The following is a 15,760-nucleotide window of genomic DNA, read 5'->3' on the forward strand; positions in this document are numbered from 1 at the left end:
TTACCATACTCGAAGGTGCTTTTCTTGCCTCTTCGGCGACCATCAAGGATAATCATTAAGCCTAGATTTTCTCGGAGTGGTCATGAGCTCACAAAGTGCTTCGCAACAATTACACGCTACATTCCCAAGTGCCTCATTTTGGCGGCGCTTAGCTGCGTGGGTCTACGACTTACTAGTGGCCGTCGCTATTATTATGTTGGCCTCAGGTCTCGCATTGGGGTTCGCGGCTTTATTAACCACAACGGGTGCAGTCACTTTGCCAGCGGGGATGGATCATGCCGCTTGGCTGAATAGTTCCCCACTTTACAGTCTCTATATTATCGGAATTTTAGGTCTATTTTTTGGCTGGTTTTGGTATCGCAGTGGGCAAACACTGGGGATGCGCGCATGGCGCTTGAAGGTGCAGCAACGCGATGGTTCCCTGATCACCAAAAAGCAAGCCTTAGTACGTGTGCTTACGTGCGCATTCGGCATCGGTAACTTATGGGTCCTCGTCGACTTCAAAAATCGCCGCGCCTGGCATGATTACGCGGCCGGTACTGAAATGGTTACTCTCTCGAAAGAAGCGAATCAGTTGTATTACTGGAAAGAACTACGCTAGCTTCCGCGGCGCTGCATCAGCCATAGCGCCGCGCCGGCAAACAGCAAACTTGGTAGGGCAGCGCCTGCCACTGGAGGTAACTGATAGACCTGCGCTAAGGGGCCGAATATTTCGTTACTGACGTGAAAACCAAAGCCAGTCACAACACCAAGTATAATGCGCGCCCAAATCGTGGTTGAACGCAGTGGACCAAAAATAAATGACAACGCCACCAGCAACATCACAGCCACGGTGAGTGGTGCTAGTAATTTACGCCAGAGCGCCAGCTCATAACGTTCGCTCGCTTGTTGGTTGGCGTATAAATAATCCAGATAATCAAGCAGCCCTGATATCGATAGTGCCTCTGGCTTTACCGTCACGACACCCAGTTTATCGGGGGTCAGAGACGACTCCCAAACGTACCGAGGAAGATTCTCTTGATCAATTTTTTCTAGCGAGAATTGCGTTTTCGTAACCCCGCTCAGCACCCACTGACCATTTTGAAACACTGCCGTGGCGCCAAATAACACAGAGGTAAGTTGCCGCTGCGCACCAAACTCGTAAACCGTTAGATCGCGCAGTCGTCCTGTGTCTTCAACTTCCGCGATATTGACAAAGTTGGCACCATCTTTAGCCCATACCCCTTGTTGCGCGGAGATCAAACTGCCACCAGAAATTGCCGAAGCTCTAAGTTCCCGCCCCTGCGCTTCCATTTGCGGAGCGACCCACTCGCCCATCGCCATTACCGCCAGCATCATCACCACGGCCGCTTTCATCACCGAGCTAACAATGTTCAAGCGTGAACGCCCCGCAGCTAACATCACTACTAACTCCGAGTTGCTCGCCAACATCCCCATACCGATAAGGCCGCCGAGCAAAGCTGCCATGGGAAAAAACACTTCAATATCGCGCGGTAGGCTGTACAGCACAAACAAACCTGCTTCTGCCACCGAATAAGTGCCGCGCCCAACTGATTTAAGCTGCTCAACAAAGCGAATTAAGGATGACAAGCCAGCTAACACGGCCAAACTCAGTAACGAAGTCACTAACACTGAGCGCATAATGTAGCGGTCTAGAATGGTAAATTTCAGCATCTTACGACCTCCGCAACTGCGCTAACAAACGCAAACCAAACGGCCGGCCTTTGCCCACCAGAATAAGACCAAAGAGCAGTAACAACACATGAATCCACCACAGTCCTATCCACGCCGGAATAGCTCCATCAGCGACCGCTGAACGTGCTGCCATTAGCAATAAGAAGTAACCTAGATAAATCAGCAGTGCCGGTGTCATGCGCGCAAACTTGCCTTGACGTGGATTAACCCGACTTAGAGGTACCGCAATCAGCGTCAATAGCGGCATTGCTAGCGGTATTGCAACACGCCACTGCCATTCAGCCGCCGCTTCAGGATTATTCTCTTGCCACAACTCGGTAGTTTCATAGGCTTCTAATTTGCGAATGTACTCCGTCGCCTCTTGTTCTTTGATCTGTAACTGGTAATTACCAAACTCCATGACCTGATAATCGCTATCTTCTCCACTGCGGGCATAACGCGTACCGCGATTCAATACCAGCTGTTGTGAACCGCTTTCATTCGCTACCACGTTGCCGGTATCGGCCATGACGACACTACCGCCAATCACACGATTATTCTCATCCCGCAATGACTGGGCAACGAAAACTTCATCCAGCTCGCCGGTCTCGGTGAGGCCTTGCACGAAAATAACGGCTTTCTGGTTACTCGCTTGTTGGAAGCGCCCCGGCATAATGACCGAAAGCCCTGTATCGGAACGCGCGCGTTCTTCGACTTGCCGTTCTTGCTCGAGCGACCAAGGCACCAACCACAAAGTTAGGGTTGCCGTGACAATGGCAAGGATCGTTGCTAACACCAAGGTCACGCGCGTGACATACCACTCACTGACCCCACAGGCATGCAAAACTGTCATTTCGTTGTCCGCGTAGATGCGGCCATGGGCAAGCAAAATACCCAAGAAGAGACTCAATGGAAGGATCAACGCCGCCAGTGCGGGCAGATTTAGACCGAGTAATTTGATCACCAATTCGCCGGGGATTTCGCCTGCTGAGGCGTCAGCGAGCACTCGAACAAATTTTTGGCTGACAAAAATGGTCATCAAGACCGCTAAAACAGCGATCTGAGATTTAAAGGTTTCTCGCATTAAATAGCGGAATATACGCACTAGTGACCACTCTTAACTTTGGTTTTTGCTGGAAAATACGCAATTTTTCAGTAAACTTGTCGTTTTACCAAGAATTATTCTATGGCAGCCCTACCCTGTCAACCGCAGAAAACAGGAGCACCTATGGAGTTTAGCGTCAAAAGCGGCAGTCCGGAAAAACAACGTTCTGCCTGTATCGTCGTTGGAGTCTTTGAACCACGCCGTTTATCTGGTGTGGCTGAACAACTCGACGCAGTCAGTGAAGGCTATCTCAGCAACCTTCTTCGTCGCGGTGATCTCGAAGGCAAAGCCGGACAGGTTTTACTGCTCCACCACGTTCCTAACATTCTCAGCGAGCGCGTTTTGCTCGTCGGCTGTGGGAAAGAACGTGAACTCGATGAACGTCAGTATAAACAAATTATCGAGAAAACCATTCATACTTTGAATGAAACAGGTTCAATGGAAGCGGTTTGTTTTCTCAGTGAGCTGCATGTTAAAGGTCGTGATACCTACTGGAAAGTCCGTCAAGCGGTCGAAGCAGCACAAGCTGGTTTATACACTTTTAACCATTTAAAAACGCGCAAGGAAGAGCCACGTCGGCCATTGCGCAAGCTGGTATTTAACGTCCCAACAAGGCGCGAACTCCCAGTGGGCGAAAAAGCAATTCAACACGGTTTGGCCGTAAGTAAAGGCATGAATGTCTGTCGCGACGTTGCCAATATGCCACCGAACATCTGTACGCCACGCTACTTAGCCGAGCAAGCCGAACAAATGGCGGAGCATTACGACAAGCTGTCATTCAGCGCCGTCGACGAAGCGCAGATGGCGGAGCTTGGCATGAATGCGTATCTTGCGGTCGGGCGCGGTTCAGAACATGAGTCAGTGCTCACGTTATTGCACTACCAAGGCGCGGCAGCTGACGTAGCGCCGATCGTGTTAGTCGGCAAGGGTCTCACCTTTGATGCCGGTGGTATTTCTATCAAACCGTCAGCCAACATGGACGAAATGAAATACGACATGGGTGGCGCAGCCTCTGTTTTGGGTGCGATGCAGACCTTAGCGGAGCTGAATCTGCCGATCAATGTCATCGGCGCTATCGCCGGCTGTGAAAACATGCCTGACGGTAAAGCCTATCGTCCTGGTGATGTGCTAACGACCATGAGCGGACAAACCGTAGAGGTGCTGAATACCGACGCGGAAGGTCGTCTCGTGCTGTGCGATACACTCACTTACGTTGAGCGTTTCAATCCAGACACTGTGGTTGATATTGCGACCTTAACTGGGGCTTGTATCATTGCCCTTGGTCACCATGCCAGTGGTCTCATGAGTAGTCACAACCCGTTAGCTCATGAATTACTGAGCGCGGCGGAACAAAGTGGTGATCGGGCATGGCGCTTACCGCTATGGGATGAATATCAAGAAGCACTGGAGAGCCCGTTTGCCGATATGGCTAACCTCGGTGGGCGTGACGCCGGCACTATTACCGCTGCTTGCTTCTTATCAAGGTTTACCAAGAAGTATCATTGGGCGCATCTGGATATTGCGGGTACCGCCTGGCGCAGCGGCGCGAAAAAAGGCGCAACTGGGCGTCCGGTGCCGCTGTTAACGCAATTTCTCTTGAACCGCGCTGGTTCTGGGCAGCAGGATTAAGCCTATGGTACACGGCATTTTCTACGTCATGGATGGCGTTGCCGAACAGCAGCAACTGCCGTTATTGTGCCAAGTAATCGCCGAACGTTGGCGTGAGCTTGGAAGCGTGCGCGTATGGTGCGCCGATAAAGCGCAAGCTGAAGCGCTGGATGAATTACTCTGGCAACGCCCTGCAGATGCTTTTATCCCACACAACCTAGCCGGCGAAGGACCACCGCAAGGCGCACCGGTTGAGCTCTGTTGGCCTGAGGCAGCGGTTGCGACGCGACGCTGCAAAGTCATTGTCAACTTAATGCCAACCGCCCCGCAATTTGCCGGGGCACAGTTGATCATCGATCAAGTACCTAGTGCTGACGCGCAGCGTCAATTAGCGCGTGAAAGATTTAAATGGTATCGCCAGCAAGGCGTTAACCTGAGTACCGTAAACGCGGTAGAATTAGCAACAACCAATTCATTAACGTCGTGAAGGTTTCGCATGGACAAAACGTATTCGCCACATGCTATTGAGCAAGCGCTCTATGAAAAATGGGAGCAGGCAGGTTATTTCAAACCCTCCGGCCAGGGCAGCAGCTACTGCATTATGATTCCACCGCCGAACGTGACCGGCAGCTTACATATGGGACATGCTTTTCAGCATACCATCATGGACACTCTCACCCGCTACAAGCGGATGGATGGTCACAACACGCTCTGGCAAGTAGGCTCAGACCACGCTGGTATCGCTACCCAAATGGTAGTCGAGCGGCAGTTGGCGGCACAAGGCATCAACCGCACAGATATGAGTCGGGATGACTTTATCGAGAAAGTGTGGGAGTGGAAAGCGCAGTCCGGTGGCACTATCACCAGCCAAATGCGTCGCCTCGGTGACTCGGTCGACTGGGACCGTGAGCGTTTCACTATGGACGAAGGATTATCGAACGCGGTTAAAGAAGTCTTTGTGCGCTTACACAAGGAGAACTTAATTTACCGTGGTAAGCGTTTGGTCAATTGGGATCCGAAGTTGCAAACCGCAATTTCTGACCTCGAAGTGGAGAACAAAGAGCAACAAGGTCATATCTGGCATTTGCGTTATCCACTTGCGGACGGCGCGCAAACTGCGGATGGTAAAGATTACCTAGTGGTTGCGACGACACGCCCTGAAACCATGCTCGGTGACGTCTGTGTCGCCGTGCACCCTGACGATGAACGCTACCAAACTTTAGTAGGTAAGTTTATCGAGTTGCCACTGGTGAATCGGCGCATTCCTATTATTGCCGACAGCTATGTCGATCAAGAGTTTGGTACCGGTTGCGTGAAGATCACCCCGGCCCATGACTTTAACGACTATGAAATTGGCAAACGACATCAAATGGCGATGATTGCGGTGCTTGATGATCACGCCAAAGTGCGTCGGCAAGCAGGTTTGTACACTGCAACCGGTGAAGCTATTGATGCTATTGATGGCTTCGATGGTACCTTGCCAGCAGCCTATCAAGGCTTAGATCGTTTCGATGCGCGTAAACAAGTGGTCGCTGACTTTGAAGCTGCCGGCTTACTCGACAAAGTCGAACAGCATACCAACAAAGTTCCATATGGTGACCGTGGCGGTGTGCCAATTGAGCCACATCTGACCGATCAATGGTATGTGCGCGTCGCCCCGCTTGCTGAAGTCGCCACTAAAGCAGTAGAAGACGGCGACATCCAGTTTGTGCCAAAACAATACGAGAATATGTATTTTGCTTGGATGCGCGATATCCAAGACTGGTGTATTTCACGCCAACTGTGGTGGGGACATCGTATTCCTGCTTGGTACGATGATAATGGCAACGTTTACGTCGGCCGTGATGAAGCAGAAGTACGCGCTGAAAACAATTTGGATGCAAATGTAAATTTGCGCCAAGACGATGACGTTTTGGATACTTGGTTTTCGTCAGCCCTTTGGACCTTCTCTACCTTGGGCTGGCCGGAAGACACAGACGACCTACGCACCTTCCACCCGACTGATGTGCTAGTTACAGGTTTTGACATCATTTTCTTCTGGGTGGCGCGCATGATCATGATGACCATGCACTTCTTGAAAGACCAGAATGGCAAACCGCAAGTGCCGTTCAAAACCGTCTACGTTACCGGTTTGATCCGTGACGAAGAAGGACAAAAGATGTCGAAGTCGAAAGGCAACGTGCTGGATCCACTCGACATGATTGACGGTATCGACCTCGAGACCTTGGTGGCGAAACGCACGGCCAACATGATGCAGCCACAGCTCGAAGCAAAAATTGCCAAACGCACTCAAGCACAATTCCCTGAAGGCATCACCGCGCATGGTACCGATGCGTTGCGCTTTACCCTTGCCGCACTGGCTTCAACTGGACGCGACATTAACTGGGACATGAAGCGCCTCGAAGGCTATCGGAACTTCTGTAACAAGCTCTGGAACGCAAGTCGCTACGTGCTTATGAACACTGAAGAGCAAGATTGCGGGGTGCAAGGTGGTGAACTGCAACTTTCGCTTGCCGACCAGTGGATCATTGAGTGTTTTAACGATACGGCGAAGCAGTTCCGCCATGCGCTCGATAACTATCGTTTTGACCAAGCTGCGGCGATTGCTTATGAGTTCACTTGGAATCAGTTCTGCGACTGGTATCTGGAACTGACCAAACCTGTGCTGTTTAACGGCTCTGAAGCTGAGTTACGTGGCACGCGCAATACTCTGGTGACTATTCTCGAGCAGCTTTTGCGCTTATTGCACCCGCTGCTGCCATTTATCACTGAAGAGATTTGGCAGCGTGTTGCCCCGCTTGCTGGCGCTAACGGCGACACTATCATGTTACAGGCATACCCACAGCCACAACCTGAACGCTTTGCGAATGCCCGTGACGATATGGAATGGTTAAAGCAAGTGATTGTTGGGATCCGCAATATTCGCGGCGAAATGAATCTATCACCAAGCAAACCATTGCCGGTATTGATTGCCAATGCCGACGACACTGCACGAGCGCGGTTGGAGCAAAATGCCAACTTCTTGAGTGCTTTGGCAAAGTTAGAGTCACTAGAGTTTCTAGCGACGGTTGACGATGCTCCGGCTTCAGCAACCGCGCTAGTTGGACGTATGGAGATTCATATTCCAATGGCGGGTCTCATCGATACCGCGGCCGAGTTGGCGCGGCTCGATAAGGCACTGGAAAAAGCAGAGAAAGAAGTTGCTATGTTTGCGCGTAAGTTAAGTAACGAAAACTTCGTTGCGAAAGCGCCAGCAGAGGTTATCGCAAAAGAACGCGAGAAGCTGCAAAACGCCGAAGAAACGCTGCAGCAATTACAGCAACAACGGGCAAAAATTGCGGCGCTATAATAGCAGCGCCGCAACCACTGCCACTAATGCAGCAAGCATTGGAATCAGTACGGTGACCACAAAGATGTCTTTATAGGCTTCTTTGTGGCTCAACCCCATCAGCGTAAACAGCGCAATCACTGCCCCCGAGTGCGGCAGCGAATCTAAGCCACCCGCAGCTAGATTAGCAATCCGATGCAATAACTCCGGCGCCACCCCATCCGCTAGATATTCTGGAGCGAGGCTCGACATAAAGATTTGTAGGCCACCAGACGCCGAAGCAGTCACCCCGGAAATCAAGTTGGCCGAAACAAAAACGGACAACAACGAAGGTATTTCTAAGCCAAGCAACCAACCGGCAAACTCATGAAAACCGCTAGTTTGAATCACTACGCCACCAAAGCCAATTACCGCGGCGGTATTGATCAAGGGCAGCATCGCATCATCGACACCGCGCCCTGCTGCAGTGACAAACTGTCCTCGCAACGGTGCAAACAATAACCAACAGCTCAAGCTACCGACTAATAAGGCAAAACTCGCCCATAATACCGGTTGACCGGCGGCAAAGCTCTGCCATTCATAGGTCAAACCAAAGCTTTGCAGCAGTCGTGGTAGCACTATGGTCGCTAACACAATTACCACAGGGGCAATTGACCGCATTAGACTCGGTAGGTTGGCATCATCGCTGGGCGCTAACGCTGCCATTTGTTGATCTTTATCGTTGGCTACATAGTTTTCTCCATTGGCAACAGCGCGACGCCATTGCCACTGTAGATACCACATACCGACAAACATCATCACTAAGGCCGCAACAATTCCTAGCCAACCACCGGCAAAGAGGTCCGTACCCAAACTACGAGCCGCGATGACGTTGTGAATAGAAGGCGTTCCCGGTAACGCTGTCATGGTAAAAGTGCCCGCACCTAGCGCGATAGCAGCGGCATAGATGCGTCTTGGAATGTTTGCCGTGCGCATCAAGGTGACGCCAATCGGATACATGGTAAACATCACGACAAAAACCACTACACCGCCGTAGGTTAACAATGCACAAACGAGCATCGCGATCCACAAGGCTTGCCGTTGACCAAGCCGTCGGGCAATGCCCATAGCGACACCTTGAGCCGCATGGCTAGTGGCCATGACGCGTCCAAACAAACCGCCACATAGAAACAAAAGAAGGAAGTTGCCAGCAAAGCTAAATGCGCCAGAAGCGCCAAATGGAAAGTGTTGAAGAAAAACATCGGCGATGGGAATGCTGTTGGTAAGACCGATCAATAAAATCGACAGCAGCACCGCGAGCAGGATGTTGACACCGCGCAGCGCCAACCAAATAAGTAGCGCCACGCCGGCAATAAGACCTAAATCTGCAATCATGATTACGCCCCTTGTTATTGTTATTGGGGGCTCGGCAACGTGCTGACTGCTTTATTCTTCTTCGTCGTTACCGTAATACGTGCCCCAGCCATCGTATTCGACCCCGGTAGCTTTGGCAATATCATTCACTTGTTGCGCTTGTTCAATCAGTTGCGCTTCATCCAACGGCAATTCGCTAAGCGCCGCAAATGCGAACCACCGCGTGCCATCGTCGAGCTCGAACTCGTCGGCATCATCAACGTGGAAACCAACCTTAACTAGTTCTACAGCGGCTTTCTCTAGCTTGGTAAAGTCCGGACTCGCCAGGTGATGCTCAATCGGAAAATCAGCATCTGCAGGCGCGCCATCGTCTAACAATGCAGCGATAGTTTCGGCTGTTTGTTGTTGAATTTCTTCTTTACTCATAGTCATTACTTTGACTCCTCGGCAAGCGCCAGTTCATGGTCAAGTTCGCTAATTTTGCTACGCATCGCTTCATGACATTTTGCTACCAGCGCGCGCACACTGTCACCAGAATAGCCTGAGGTGTCAATGGCGGGAAGCATCTCAATGATCACTTTGCCGTTATTCCAACGATTCAGTTTTATCCGCCCGTGTAGATTCGACACACAGATCGGCACGATTGGTACTTCCGCTTGCAGTGCGGTGCGGAAAGCGCCAGTTTTAAACGGCAGTAATCCCCGACCATAACTTCGTGTTCCTTCTGGGAACAACAGCACCGAGATCTTTTTCTGGCGAATCGCTTGTGCTGCCTGATCAATGGTGCCGCGCGCCCGACCCGTATTTTTGCGATCGATAAGAATGTTACCGGCCAGCCAATACAACCAACCGAAAAAGGGGATCCATTTAAGGCTTTTCTTGCCGATACTCACCGAACGTTTGGGCATTGCTCGGCTGAGGGTGAAAATATCATAGGTATTTTGATGGTTCGCGATGTAGACGTATGGGCCTTTATCCTCGATCCCTTCAGGCTCACGAATTTCGAGCTCAACACCCAAAATACGGTGCATGCGCCCGTACCAGTGCGCCCAAAACGGCGTGTTGTTAGGATGAAATGGCCGTAAAGCACAGGCAATAACGCCAATAACAGCGGATAGAACAATAAACAGACCTAATAAAAATATACGTACAACAGCGAGCATGCAGTCTCCTTATGATTGCAGCTCGCTAGTATACCTGTTTTACACTAAAAAAACGTCCGATCAGTCTTGGCTTTCGACCACAATCGCATCGACGCGCTGTAAACCGCGCGGTAACTTGTTGCCACGACGTCCGCGCTCACCGCGATAATGCTCAAGGTCTGCTGGTTTCAACGTCAGCTTACGCTTACCCGCAAGTAAGGTAATCGCTGCGTCTGCAGGCACTACATTGGTTGCTACTACGTACTCTTCGCGAGATTGTGCTCGCAGCGCCGGAATACTTATCATCTTATTGCCCTTACCTTTGGCTAATTCAGGTAAATCGGCAACTGGGAAGATTAGCATTCGACCTTCATTAGAGACGACCACCAACATGTCATTCTCAAGTGACTCAACTTTGTTCGGTGGCAAAATTTTCGCCCCCGTTGGCAGGTTTAAGATAGCTTTACCGTTCTTATTACGACTCACCAAATCAGCAAATTTACAAACAAAACCGTAGCCCGCATCAGAGGCTAACAAATAACGCTGCTCATCTTTAGCCATCATCACCTGATCAATGGTTTCACCGGAAACGAGGCTAAAACGCCCAGTTAATGGCTCACCTTGCGTGCGTGCCGAAGGCAACAAATGCGCTTCACAGGAGAAGCTACGACCAGAGCTATCGAGGAACACCACTTGTTGATTACTCTTGCCTTGTGCACTGGCTAAGAAACTATCGCCAGATTTATAGGCGAGGCTAGTACCATCAACATCGTGTCCTTTGGCGGCACGGACCCAACCTTTTTGCGACAGCACCACGGTAACCGGTTCAGCAGGTGTCAAGTCACGCTCGCTGAGTGCTTTGGCTTCTTCGCGCTCGACGAGCGGTGAACGGCGATCATCACCATACTTCTCAGCGTCAGCTAGAATTTCTTTGCGCATGAGCGTTTTCAGACGACGATCAGAGCTTAATAATAATTCAAGCTGCTCGCGCTCTTTCTCTAACTCGTCTTGTTCGCCTTTAAGCTTCATTTCTTCGAGTTTCGCCAAGTGCCGTAATTTCAACTCAAGAATTGCTTCAGCCTGGGTTTCGGTCAGTTGGAAGCGCTTCATTAACTCAGCTTTTGGCTCATCTTCATAACGAATGATGGCAATCACTTCATCAATATTCAGATACGCAATCAGCAAACCTTCTAAGATGTGCAAGCGTGCCAGCACTTTATCTAGGCGATGCTGCAAGCGGCGCACAACTATTTGTTGACGGTACTGCAGCCACTCTTGCAAAACGTTCAGAATCGGTTTTACTTGTGGACGACCATCTAGGCCGAGCATGTTCAAGTTAACGCGGTATTGTTTCTCGAGGTCGGTAGTCGCAAACAAGTGTTGCATCATTTGCTCAATATCAACCCGATTGGAACGCGGTACAATGACCAAGCGCGTAGGGTTTTCATGGTCGGACTCATCACGCAAATCCGATACCATTGGCAATTTCTTCGCTTGCATTTGCCCGGCGATTTGCTCTAGCACTTTGGCGCCCGATGCTTGATGTGGCAACGCATAAATCACCACTTCTCCGTCTTCCAGTGCATATTTGGCACGCATCCGGATACTTCCGCGACCTGACTCATAGAGCTTCACGATTTCATCGTGCGGCGTGATGATTTCAGCATCAGTCGGGTAATCTGGACCACGCAAGTGCTCCATGATCTCAGTTAAATCAGCGCTTGGTTTTTCCAGCAGCAACGCACAGGCATGAGCGACCTCACGTGCATTATGCGGCGGAATATCCGTCGCCATACCAACCGCAATACCGGTGACGCCATTAAGTAGAATGTGAGGCAAACGAGCCGGCAGTATCCGCGGCTCTTTCATAGTACCATCAAAATTGGGCACCCAATCTGAGGTTCCCTGCCCTAACTCGCTAAGTAGTACCTCGCTAAAGCGCGATAACCGCGCTTCGGTGTAGCGCATCGCAGCAAAGGATTTGGGATCATCGGGAGAGCCCCAGTTACCTTGTCCGTCAACCAGCGGGTACCGATATGAAAACGGTTGCGCCATCAGCACCATAGCTTCATAGCAAGCGCTGTCACCATGCGGGTGAAATTTACCGAGCACGTCACCGACCGTACGCGCTGATTTCTTATATTTCGCTAGCGCCGATAGCCCTAGCTCCGACATGGCATAAATGATCCGCCGTTGCACCGGCTTCAGACCGTCACCAATGTGTGGCAAGGCGCGGTCCATAATGACGTACATTGAATAGTTTAGATACGCGTCTTCAGTAAAACGGCGTAGCGGAATGCGTTCGACAATGTTGGTATCCATCGACATGCTCGTATTTCTCCTTACAACTCTGCCAAGTCGACAAGGTTACCCTTGCTCTCAAGCCAATCACGGCGATCGCCAGAACGTTTCTTAGCGAGCAACATATCCATCAATTCTTGGGTTGCCTCTACGTCATCCACAGTTAACTGCACCAAGCGTCGCGTATTTGGATCCATTGTGGTTTCGCGTAACTGCAGCGGATTCATCTCACCTAGCCCTTTAAAGCGTTGTACGTTGACTTTGCCTTTGCGTTTATCGGCCTCAATTCGATCCAGAATGCCCTGCTTCTCATCTTCATCGAGTGCATAGTGAACTTCTTTACCGACGTCGATTCGATAAAGTGGCGGCATCGCCACGTAAATATGGCCATGGTCAACCAAGGCGCGAAAATGTTTTACGAACAAGGCACAGAGCAGCGTGGCAATGTGCAAGCCATCGGAGTCCGCGTCAGCAAGAATACAGATTTTGCCATAACGCAGTTTTTCTAAATCGTCAGAGTCAGGGTCGACGCCAAGGGCAACCGAAATATCATGGATTTCTTGTGATCCAAGAATTTGATCGGATTCTACTTCCCAGGTATTCAAAATCTTACCGCGCAGTGGCATCACGGCCTGAAAGTCGCGGTCCCGCGCTTGCTTCGCCGAGCCGCCGGCGGAATCACCTTCCACTAAAAACAACTCACTACGGGCAGTATCTTGACTTGCACAGTCCGTGAGCTTACCCGGCAACGGTGGACCTTGTGTAACTTTTTTACGGACTACTTTTTTACTCGCCCGCATACGACGTTGGGCGTTATTGATACACAGTTCAGCAAGTTGTTCGGCTTGTTCAGTATGTTCATTTAGCCACAAGCTGAATGCATCTTTCACTACACCCGAAACAAAAGCTGCGGTTTGCCGAGAGGACAAACGCTCTTTGGTTTGTCCAGCAAACTGCGGGTCTTGCATCTTCACCGACAGAATAAAGCAGCAACGTTCCCAAATATCTTCTGGCGTTAGCTTCACGCCACGCGGGAGTAAGTTACGAAACTCGCAGAACTCGCGCATCGCATCTAGCAGCCCCTGCCGTAGGCCGTTAACGTGAGTACCGCCTTGTGGGGTCGGAATTAAGTTCACGTAGCTTTCAGCAATCCCCTCGCCTCCCTCAGGCAACCAGGTAACAGCCCAATCGACAGCTTCTTCTTTGCCTTTGAAGCTCCCAATAAAGGGCTCTTCTGGCAAGGTCGGCAATTCTTCTACGGCTTCAACTAAGTAGTCACGTAACCCGTCCTCGTATTGCCAGCTCTGTTCACTGTTATCGACTAAATTGCGGAAAATAATTTTCAGGCCGGGACATAAAACAGCCTTGGCGCGCAGCAAATAGGTTAGTTTGGTTACCGAGAACTTAGCCGAGTCGAAATAGCTGGCATCAGGCCAAAAATGCACGCTGGTACCTGTGTTGCGCTTGCCAACCGTGCCAGTAACGGTGAGCTCACTGACCTTATCGCCATGCTCGAAAGCCATCTCATAAACTTGGCCGTCGCGCTTAACCTTGATATCGACGCGCGTTGACAGAGCGTTTACCACGGAAATACCTACGCCGTGCAAACCACCAGAGAAGTTGTAGCTTTTATTCGAAAACTTACCGCCGGCATGCAATTTAGTCATGATCAATTCAACGCCGGGAACTCCCTCTTCAGGGTGGATGTCGACCGGCATACCGCGACCATCATCTTCAACTTCCAAGGATTGATCGGGGTGCAAAGTTACAATGATTTGTTGAGCATGGCCCGCCAACGCTTCATCGACACTGTTGTCGATGACTTCTTGACCAAGGTGATTAGGACGGGTGGTGTCCGTATACATGCCGGGGCGGCGTCGCACCGGCTCGAGGCCATTGAGGACCTCTATCGCATCTGCTTTATAGTCTGACATGCGCTCTTCTTTTCGGTGACAAGAATTGTAGTTATAGAATGCTCATATACTGTTACAGGACGAGCATAAACTCAAGCTAGTATTCGGTGGCAAGTCCGCGTTCGCGAATAAGTTCGAGCCATTCCTGCAGAAATTTATTCACTTGAAATTTTTCATTACTTTGATGCATAGCTGGGTTGGGTTGTTGGTAGACAGGCTGTAAACGCTGCACGTGCTGACTCCGAGTTACTTCGGCCAGTTGCGCATCATGATACAAACGCACTTCAAGTTCAGCTTCCACTAACCCCGGTAGCTGTTTATTCAAAGCTTGTTGTTTAATGCGAATGTCCGTGGTGTAGGGAGCACGTTGCAACACCGCGACGCGAAAATGTAAATGCTGCCCTACCTTGATCAAGCGCTCACCGCCTTGCTTCATTTGTGCAACCACTTTAAGCAGTGCTGCATAGTTGACGGCGGCCAAGCGTTGCAAGGCCGCTAAGTCAAATTGATAGCGTTGGCGTTTGACATCTTTAATCATGCTGCTTTGAGCTGCTCCAAATGAAGTTGTAACCATTGTAGACCAATGACACTTGCAGCGTTGTTAATTTTTCCTTGCTCTAGCAAAGCAATGACTTCGCTGCGCGGTAACACATGCACTAAAATATCCTCATTTTCGGTGGCGAGGCCACCGTGACGGCTGGCCTTGCTACTATCCACTTCTGCCACATAAACCGAAATTTTCTCACTACAGCCGCCAGGCGTCGACAAGTAGGTCATTGCATAGTGCATTTTAGCGCTTTGCAAGCCGGCTTCTTCTTCGAGTTCGCGATGGGCAACACTATCAGCGGTCTCGCCTGGATCAATCATACCGGCCACAAATTCAAGTAACCAAGGTGAGTCTTGTTGCTCAAGTGCGCCAATGCGAAATTGTTCTAGTAACACCAAACAATCGCGCTGCACGTCATAGGGTAAAACCACTACCGCATGCCCACGCTCCATTAATTCGCGATCAAAAACCGCTGACCAACCGCCGGCAAACAAACGATGCTGAATGCGGTAGCGATAAAGACTCAAAAACCCCTCACGTATCGATTCACGTTCTATAATCTTAAAATCTTGATGATTAAATTTTTGCACTGTAAACCTTTTGTCTTTTGATTCCGTATATTAGAATCTACTAAAATAAATAAGCGACAGTAAATTCGCACGATTTGCTCATAATTGGTTACATTTAACCGATTTCTGTTGCAACTGAAAGCATGAATCCGACAAGCCATCGGAGTATGCTAGTAATCATTCAATTGTGTATGTAAAATACCAAACAAAATTAGCAACG

General features: G+C 50.2%; 13 protein-coding genes. 4 read left to right on the plus strand and 9 right to left on the minus strand.

Translation table 11 applies throughout. The features are described 5' to 3' along the window. Nucleotides 1-82 precede the first annotated feature (82 nt). The gene (locus IDAT_RS06810) at nucleotides 83-601 is read left to right on the plus strand and encodes an RDD family protein (RefSeq protein WP_034732182.1); all 519 of its coding nucleotides are present in this window, start codon (nucleotides 83-85) and stop codon (nucleotides 599-601) included. On the opposite strand, the gene lptG is transcribed toward IDAT_RS06810, so the two are convergent. Beyond that, nucleotides 598-1,674 (minus strand): LPS export ABC transporter permease LptG, encoded by a 1,077-nt coding sequence (gene lptG, locus IDAT_RS06815; RefSeq protein WP_034732183.1) that lies wholly within the window; start codon nucleotides 1,672-1,674, stop codon nucleotides 598-600. The genes IDAT_RS06810 and lptG overlap by 4 nt on opposite strands. 1 nt (nucleotide 1,675) lies before the next feature. Next, the gene (lptF, locus tag IDAT_RS06820; RefSeq protein WP_034732184.1) at nucleotides 1,676-2,779 is read right to left on the minus strand and encodes an LPS export ABC transporter permease LptF; all 1,104 of its coding nucleotides are present in this window, start codon (nucleotides 2,777-2,779) and stop codon (nucleotides 1,676-1,678) included. Between the two features lie 123 nt (nucleotides 2,780-2,902). Between lptF and pepA the strand changes: the two genes are divergently transcribed. From pepA to IDAT_RS06835, 3 genes are read left to right on the plus strand one after another with little or no spacing between them, the layout of a single operon-like run. Next, on the plus strand, nucleotides 2,903-4,408 hold the full coding sequence (pepA, locus tag IDAT_RS06825; RefSeq protein ID WP_034732186.1) for a leucyl aminopeptidase: 1,506 nt from the start codon (nucleotides 2,903-2,905) through the stop codon (nucleotides 4,406-4,408). A gap of 4 nt (nucleotides 4,409-4,412) precedes the next feature. Next, entirely contained in the window at nucleotides 4,413-4,874 is a 462-nt protein-coding gene (locus IDAT_RS06830) for a DNA polymerase III subunit chi (RefSeq protein ID WP_051986633.1), read from the plus strand. A 9-nt stretch (nucleotides 4,875-4,883) separates the two neighbouring features. Continuing rightward, complete coding sequence (locus tag IDAT_RS06835) at nucleotides 4,884-7,736, plus strand: valine--tRNA ligase (RefSeq protein WP_034732188.1); 2,853 nt, start codon at nucleotides 4,884-4,886, stop codon at nucleotides 7,734-7,736. Here the strand turns inward: IDAT_RS06835 and IDAT_RS06840 are convergent. The 7 genes from IDAT_RS06840 to nudF all read right to left on the minus strand — a co-directional run bounded on the left by IDAT_RS06840 (nucleotide 7,731) and on the right by nudF (nucleotide 15,561). Beyond that, nucleotides 7,731-9,089 (minus strand): GntP family permease, encoded by a 1,359-nt coding sequence (locus tag IDAT_RS06840; protein ID WP_034732190.1) that lies wholly within the window; start codon nucleotides 9,087-9,089, stop codon nucleotides 7,731-7,733. The genes IDAT_RS06835 and IDAT_RS06840 overlap by 6 nt on opposite strands. A 51-nt stretch (nucleotides 9,090-9,140) precedes the next feature. Next, complete coding sequence (rraB, locus tag IDAT_RS06845; RefSeq protein WP_034732192.1) at nucleotides 9,141-9,500, minus strand: ribonuclease E inhibitor RraB; 360 nt, start codon at nucleotides 9,498-9,500, stop codon at nucleotides 9,141-9,143. Next, entirely contained in the window at nucleotides 9,500-10,231 is a 732-nt protein-coding gene (locus tag IDAT_RS06850) for a 1-acylglycerol-3-phosphate O-acyltransferase (RefSeq protein ID WP_034732194.1), read from the minus strand. Before IDAT_RS06850 ends, rraB begins: the two co-directional genes overlap by 1 nt. Before the next feature lie 60 nt (nucleotides 10,232-10,291). Beyond that, a complete protein-coding gene (gene parC / locus IDAT_RS06855) occupies nucleotides 10,292-12,538 on the minus strand; it encodes a DNA topoisomerase IV subunit A (protein ID WP_211250588.1) in 2,247 nt (748 codons plus the stop codon). 14 nt (nucleotides 12,539-12,552) lie between these two features. After that, on the minus strand, nucleotides 12,553-14,445 hold the full coding sequence (parE, locus tag IDAT_RS06860) for a DNA topoisomerase IV subunit B (RefSeq protein WP_034732195.1): 1,893 nt from the start codon (nucleotides 14,443-14,445) through the stop codon (nucleotides 12,553-12,555). A gap of 76 nt (nucleotides 14,446-14,521) precedes the next feature. Continuing rightward, nucleotides 14,522-14,962 carry a DUF1249 domain-containing protein gene (locus IDAT_RS06865; RefSeq protein ID WP_034732197.1) on the minus strand — a complete coding sequence of 147 codons (441 nt, stop codon included), beginning with the start codon at nucleotides 14,960-14,962 and terminating at the stop codon, nucleotides 14,522-14,524. Beyond that, on the minus strand, nucleotides 14,959-15,561 hold the full coding sequence (nudF, locus tag IDAT_RS06870) for an ADP-ribose diphosphatase (RefSeq protein WP_034732199.1): 603 nt from the start codon (nucleotides 15,559-15,561) through the stop codon (nucleotides 14,959-14,961). Before nudF ends, IDAT_RS06865 begins: the two co-directional genes overlap by 4 nt. Between the last annotated feature and the right edge of the window lie 199 nt (nucleotides 15,562-15,760).

This window comes from Pseudidiomarina atlantica (assembly GCF_000753735.1).
GTDB classification, from domain to species: domain Bacteria; phylum Pseudomonadota; class Gammaproteobacteria; order Enterobacterales; family Alteromonadaceae; genus Pseudidiomarina; species Pseudidiomarina atlantica.

Coding starts and splice junctions, on each gene's coding strand:
- IDAT_RS06810 (WP_034732182.1), top strand. CDS start 83: ATGAGCTCACAAAGTGCTTCGCAACAATTACACGCTACATTCCCAAGT.
- lptG (WP_034732183.1), bottom strand. CDS start 1,674: ATGCTGAAATTTACCATTCTAGACCGCTACATTATGCGCTCAGTGTTA.
- pepA (WP_034732186.1), top strand. CDS start 2,903: ATGGAGTTTAGCGTCAAAAGCGGCAGTCCGGAAAAACAACGTTCTGCC.
- IDAT_RS06830 (WP_051986633.1), top strand. CDS start 4,413: ATGGTACACGGCATTTTCTACGTCATGGATGGCGTTGCCGAACAGCAG.
- IDAT_RS06835 (WP_034732188.1), top strand. CDS start 4,884: ATGGACAAAACGTATTCGCCACATGCTATTGAGCAAGCGCTCTATGAA.
- IDAT_RS06840 (WP_034732190.1), bottom strand. CDS start 9,089: ATGATTGCAGATTTAGGTCTTATTGCCGGCGTGGCGCTACTTATTTGG.
- rraB (WP_034732192.1), bottom strand. CDS start 9,500: ATGACTATGAGTAAAGAAGAAATTCAACAACAAACAGCCGAAACTATC.
- IDAT_RS06850 (WP_034732194.1), bottom strand. CDS start 10,231: ATGCTCGCTGTTGTACGTATATTTTTATTAGGTCTGTTTATTGTTCTA.
- parC (WP_211250588.1), bottom strand. CDS start 12,538: ATGTCGATGGATACCAACATTGTCGAACGCATTCCGCTACGCCGTTTT.
- parE (WP_034732195.1), bottom strand. CDS start 14,445: ATGTCAGACTATAAAGCAGATGCGATAGAGGTCCTCAATGGCCTCGAG.
- IDAT_RS06865 (WP_034732197.1), bottom strand. CDS start 14,962: ATGATTAAAGATGTCAAACGCCAACGCTATCAATTTGACTTAGCGGCC.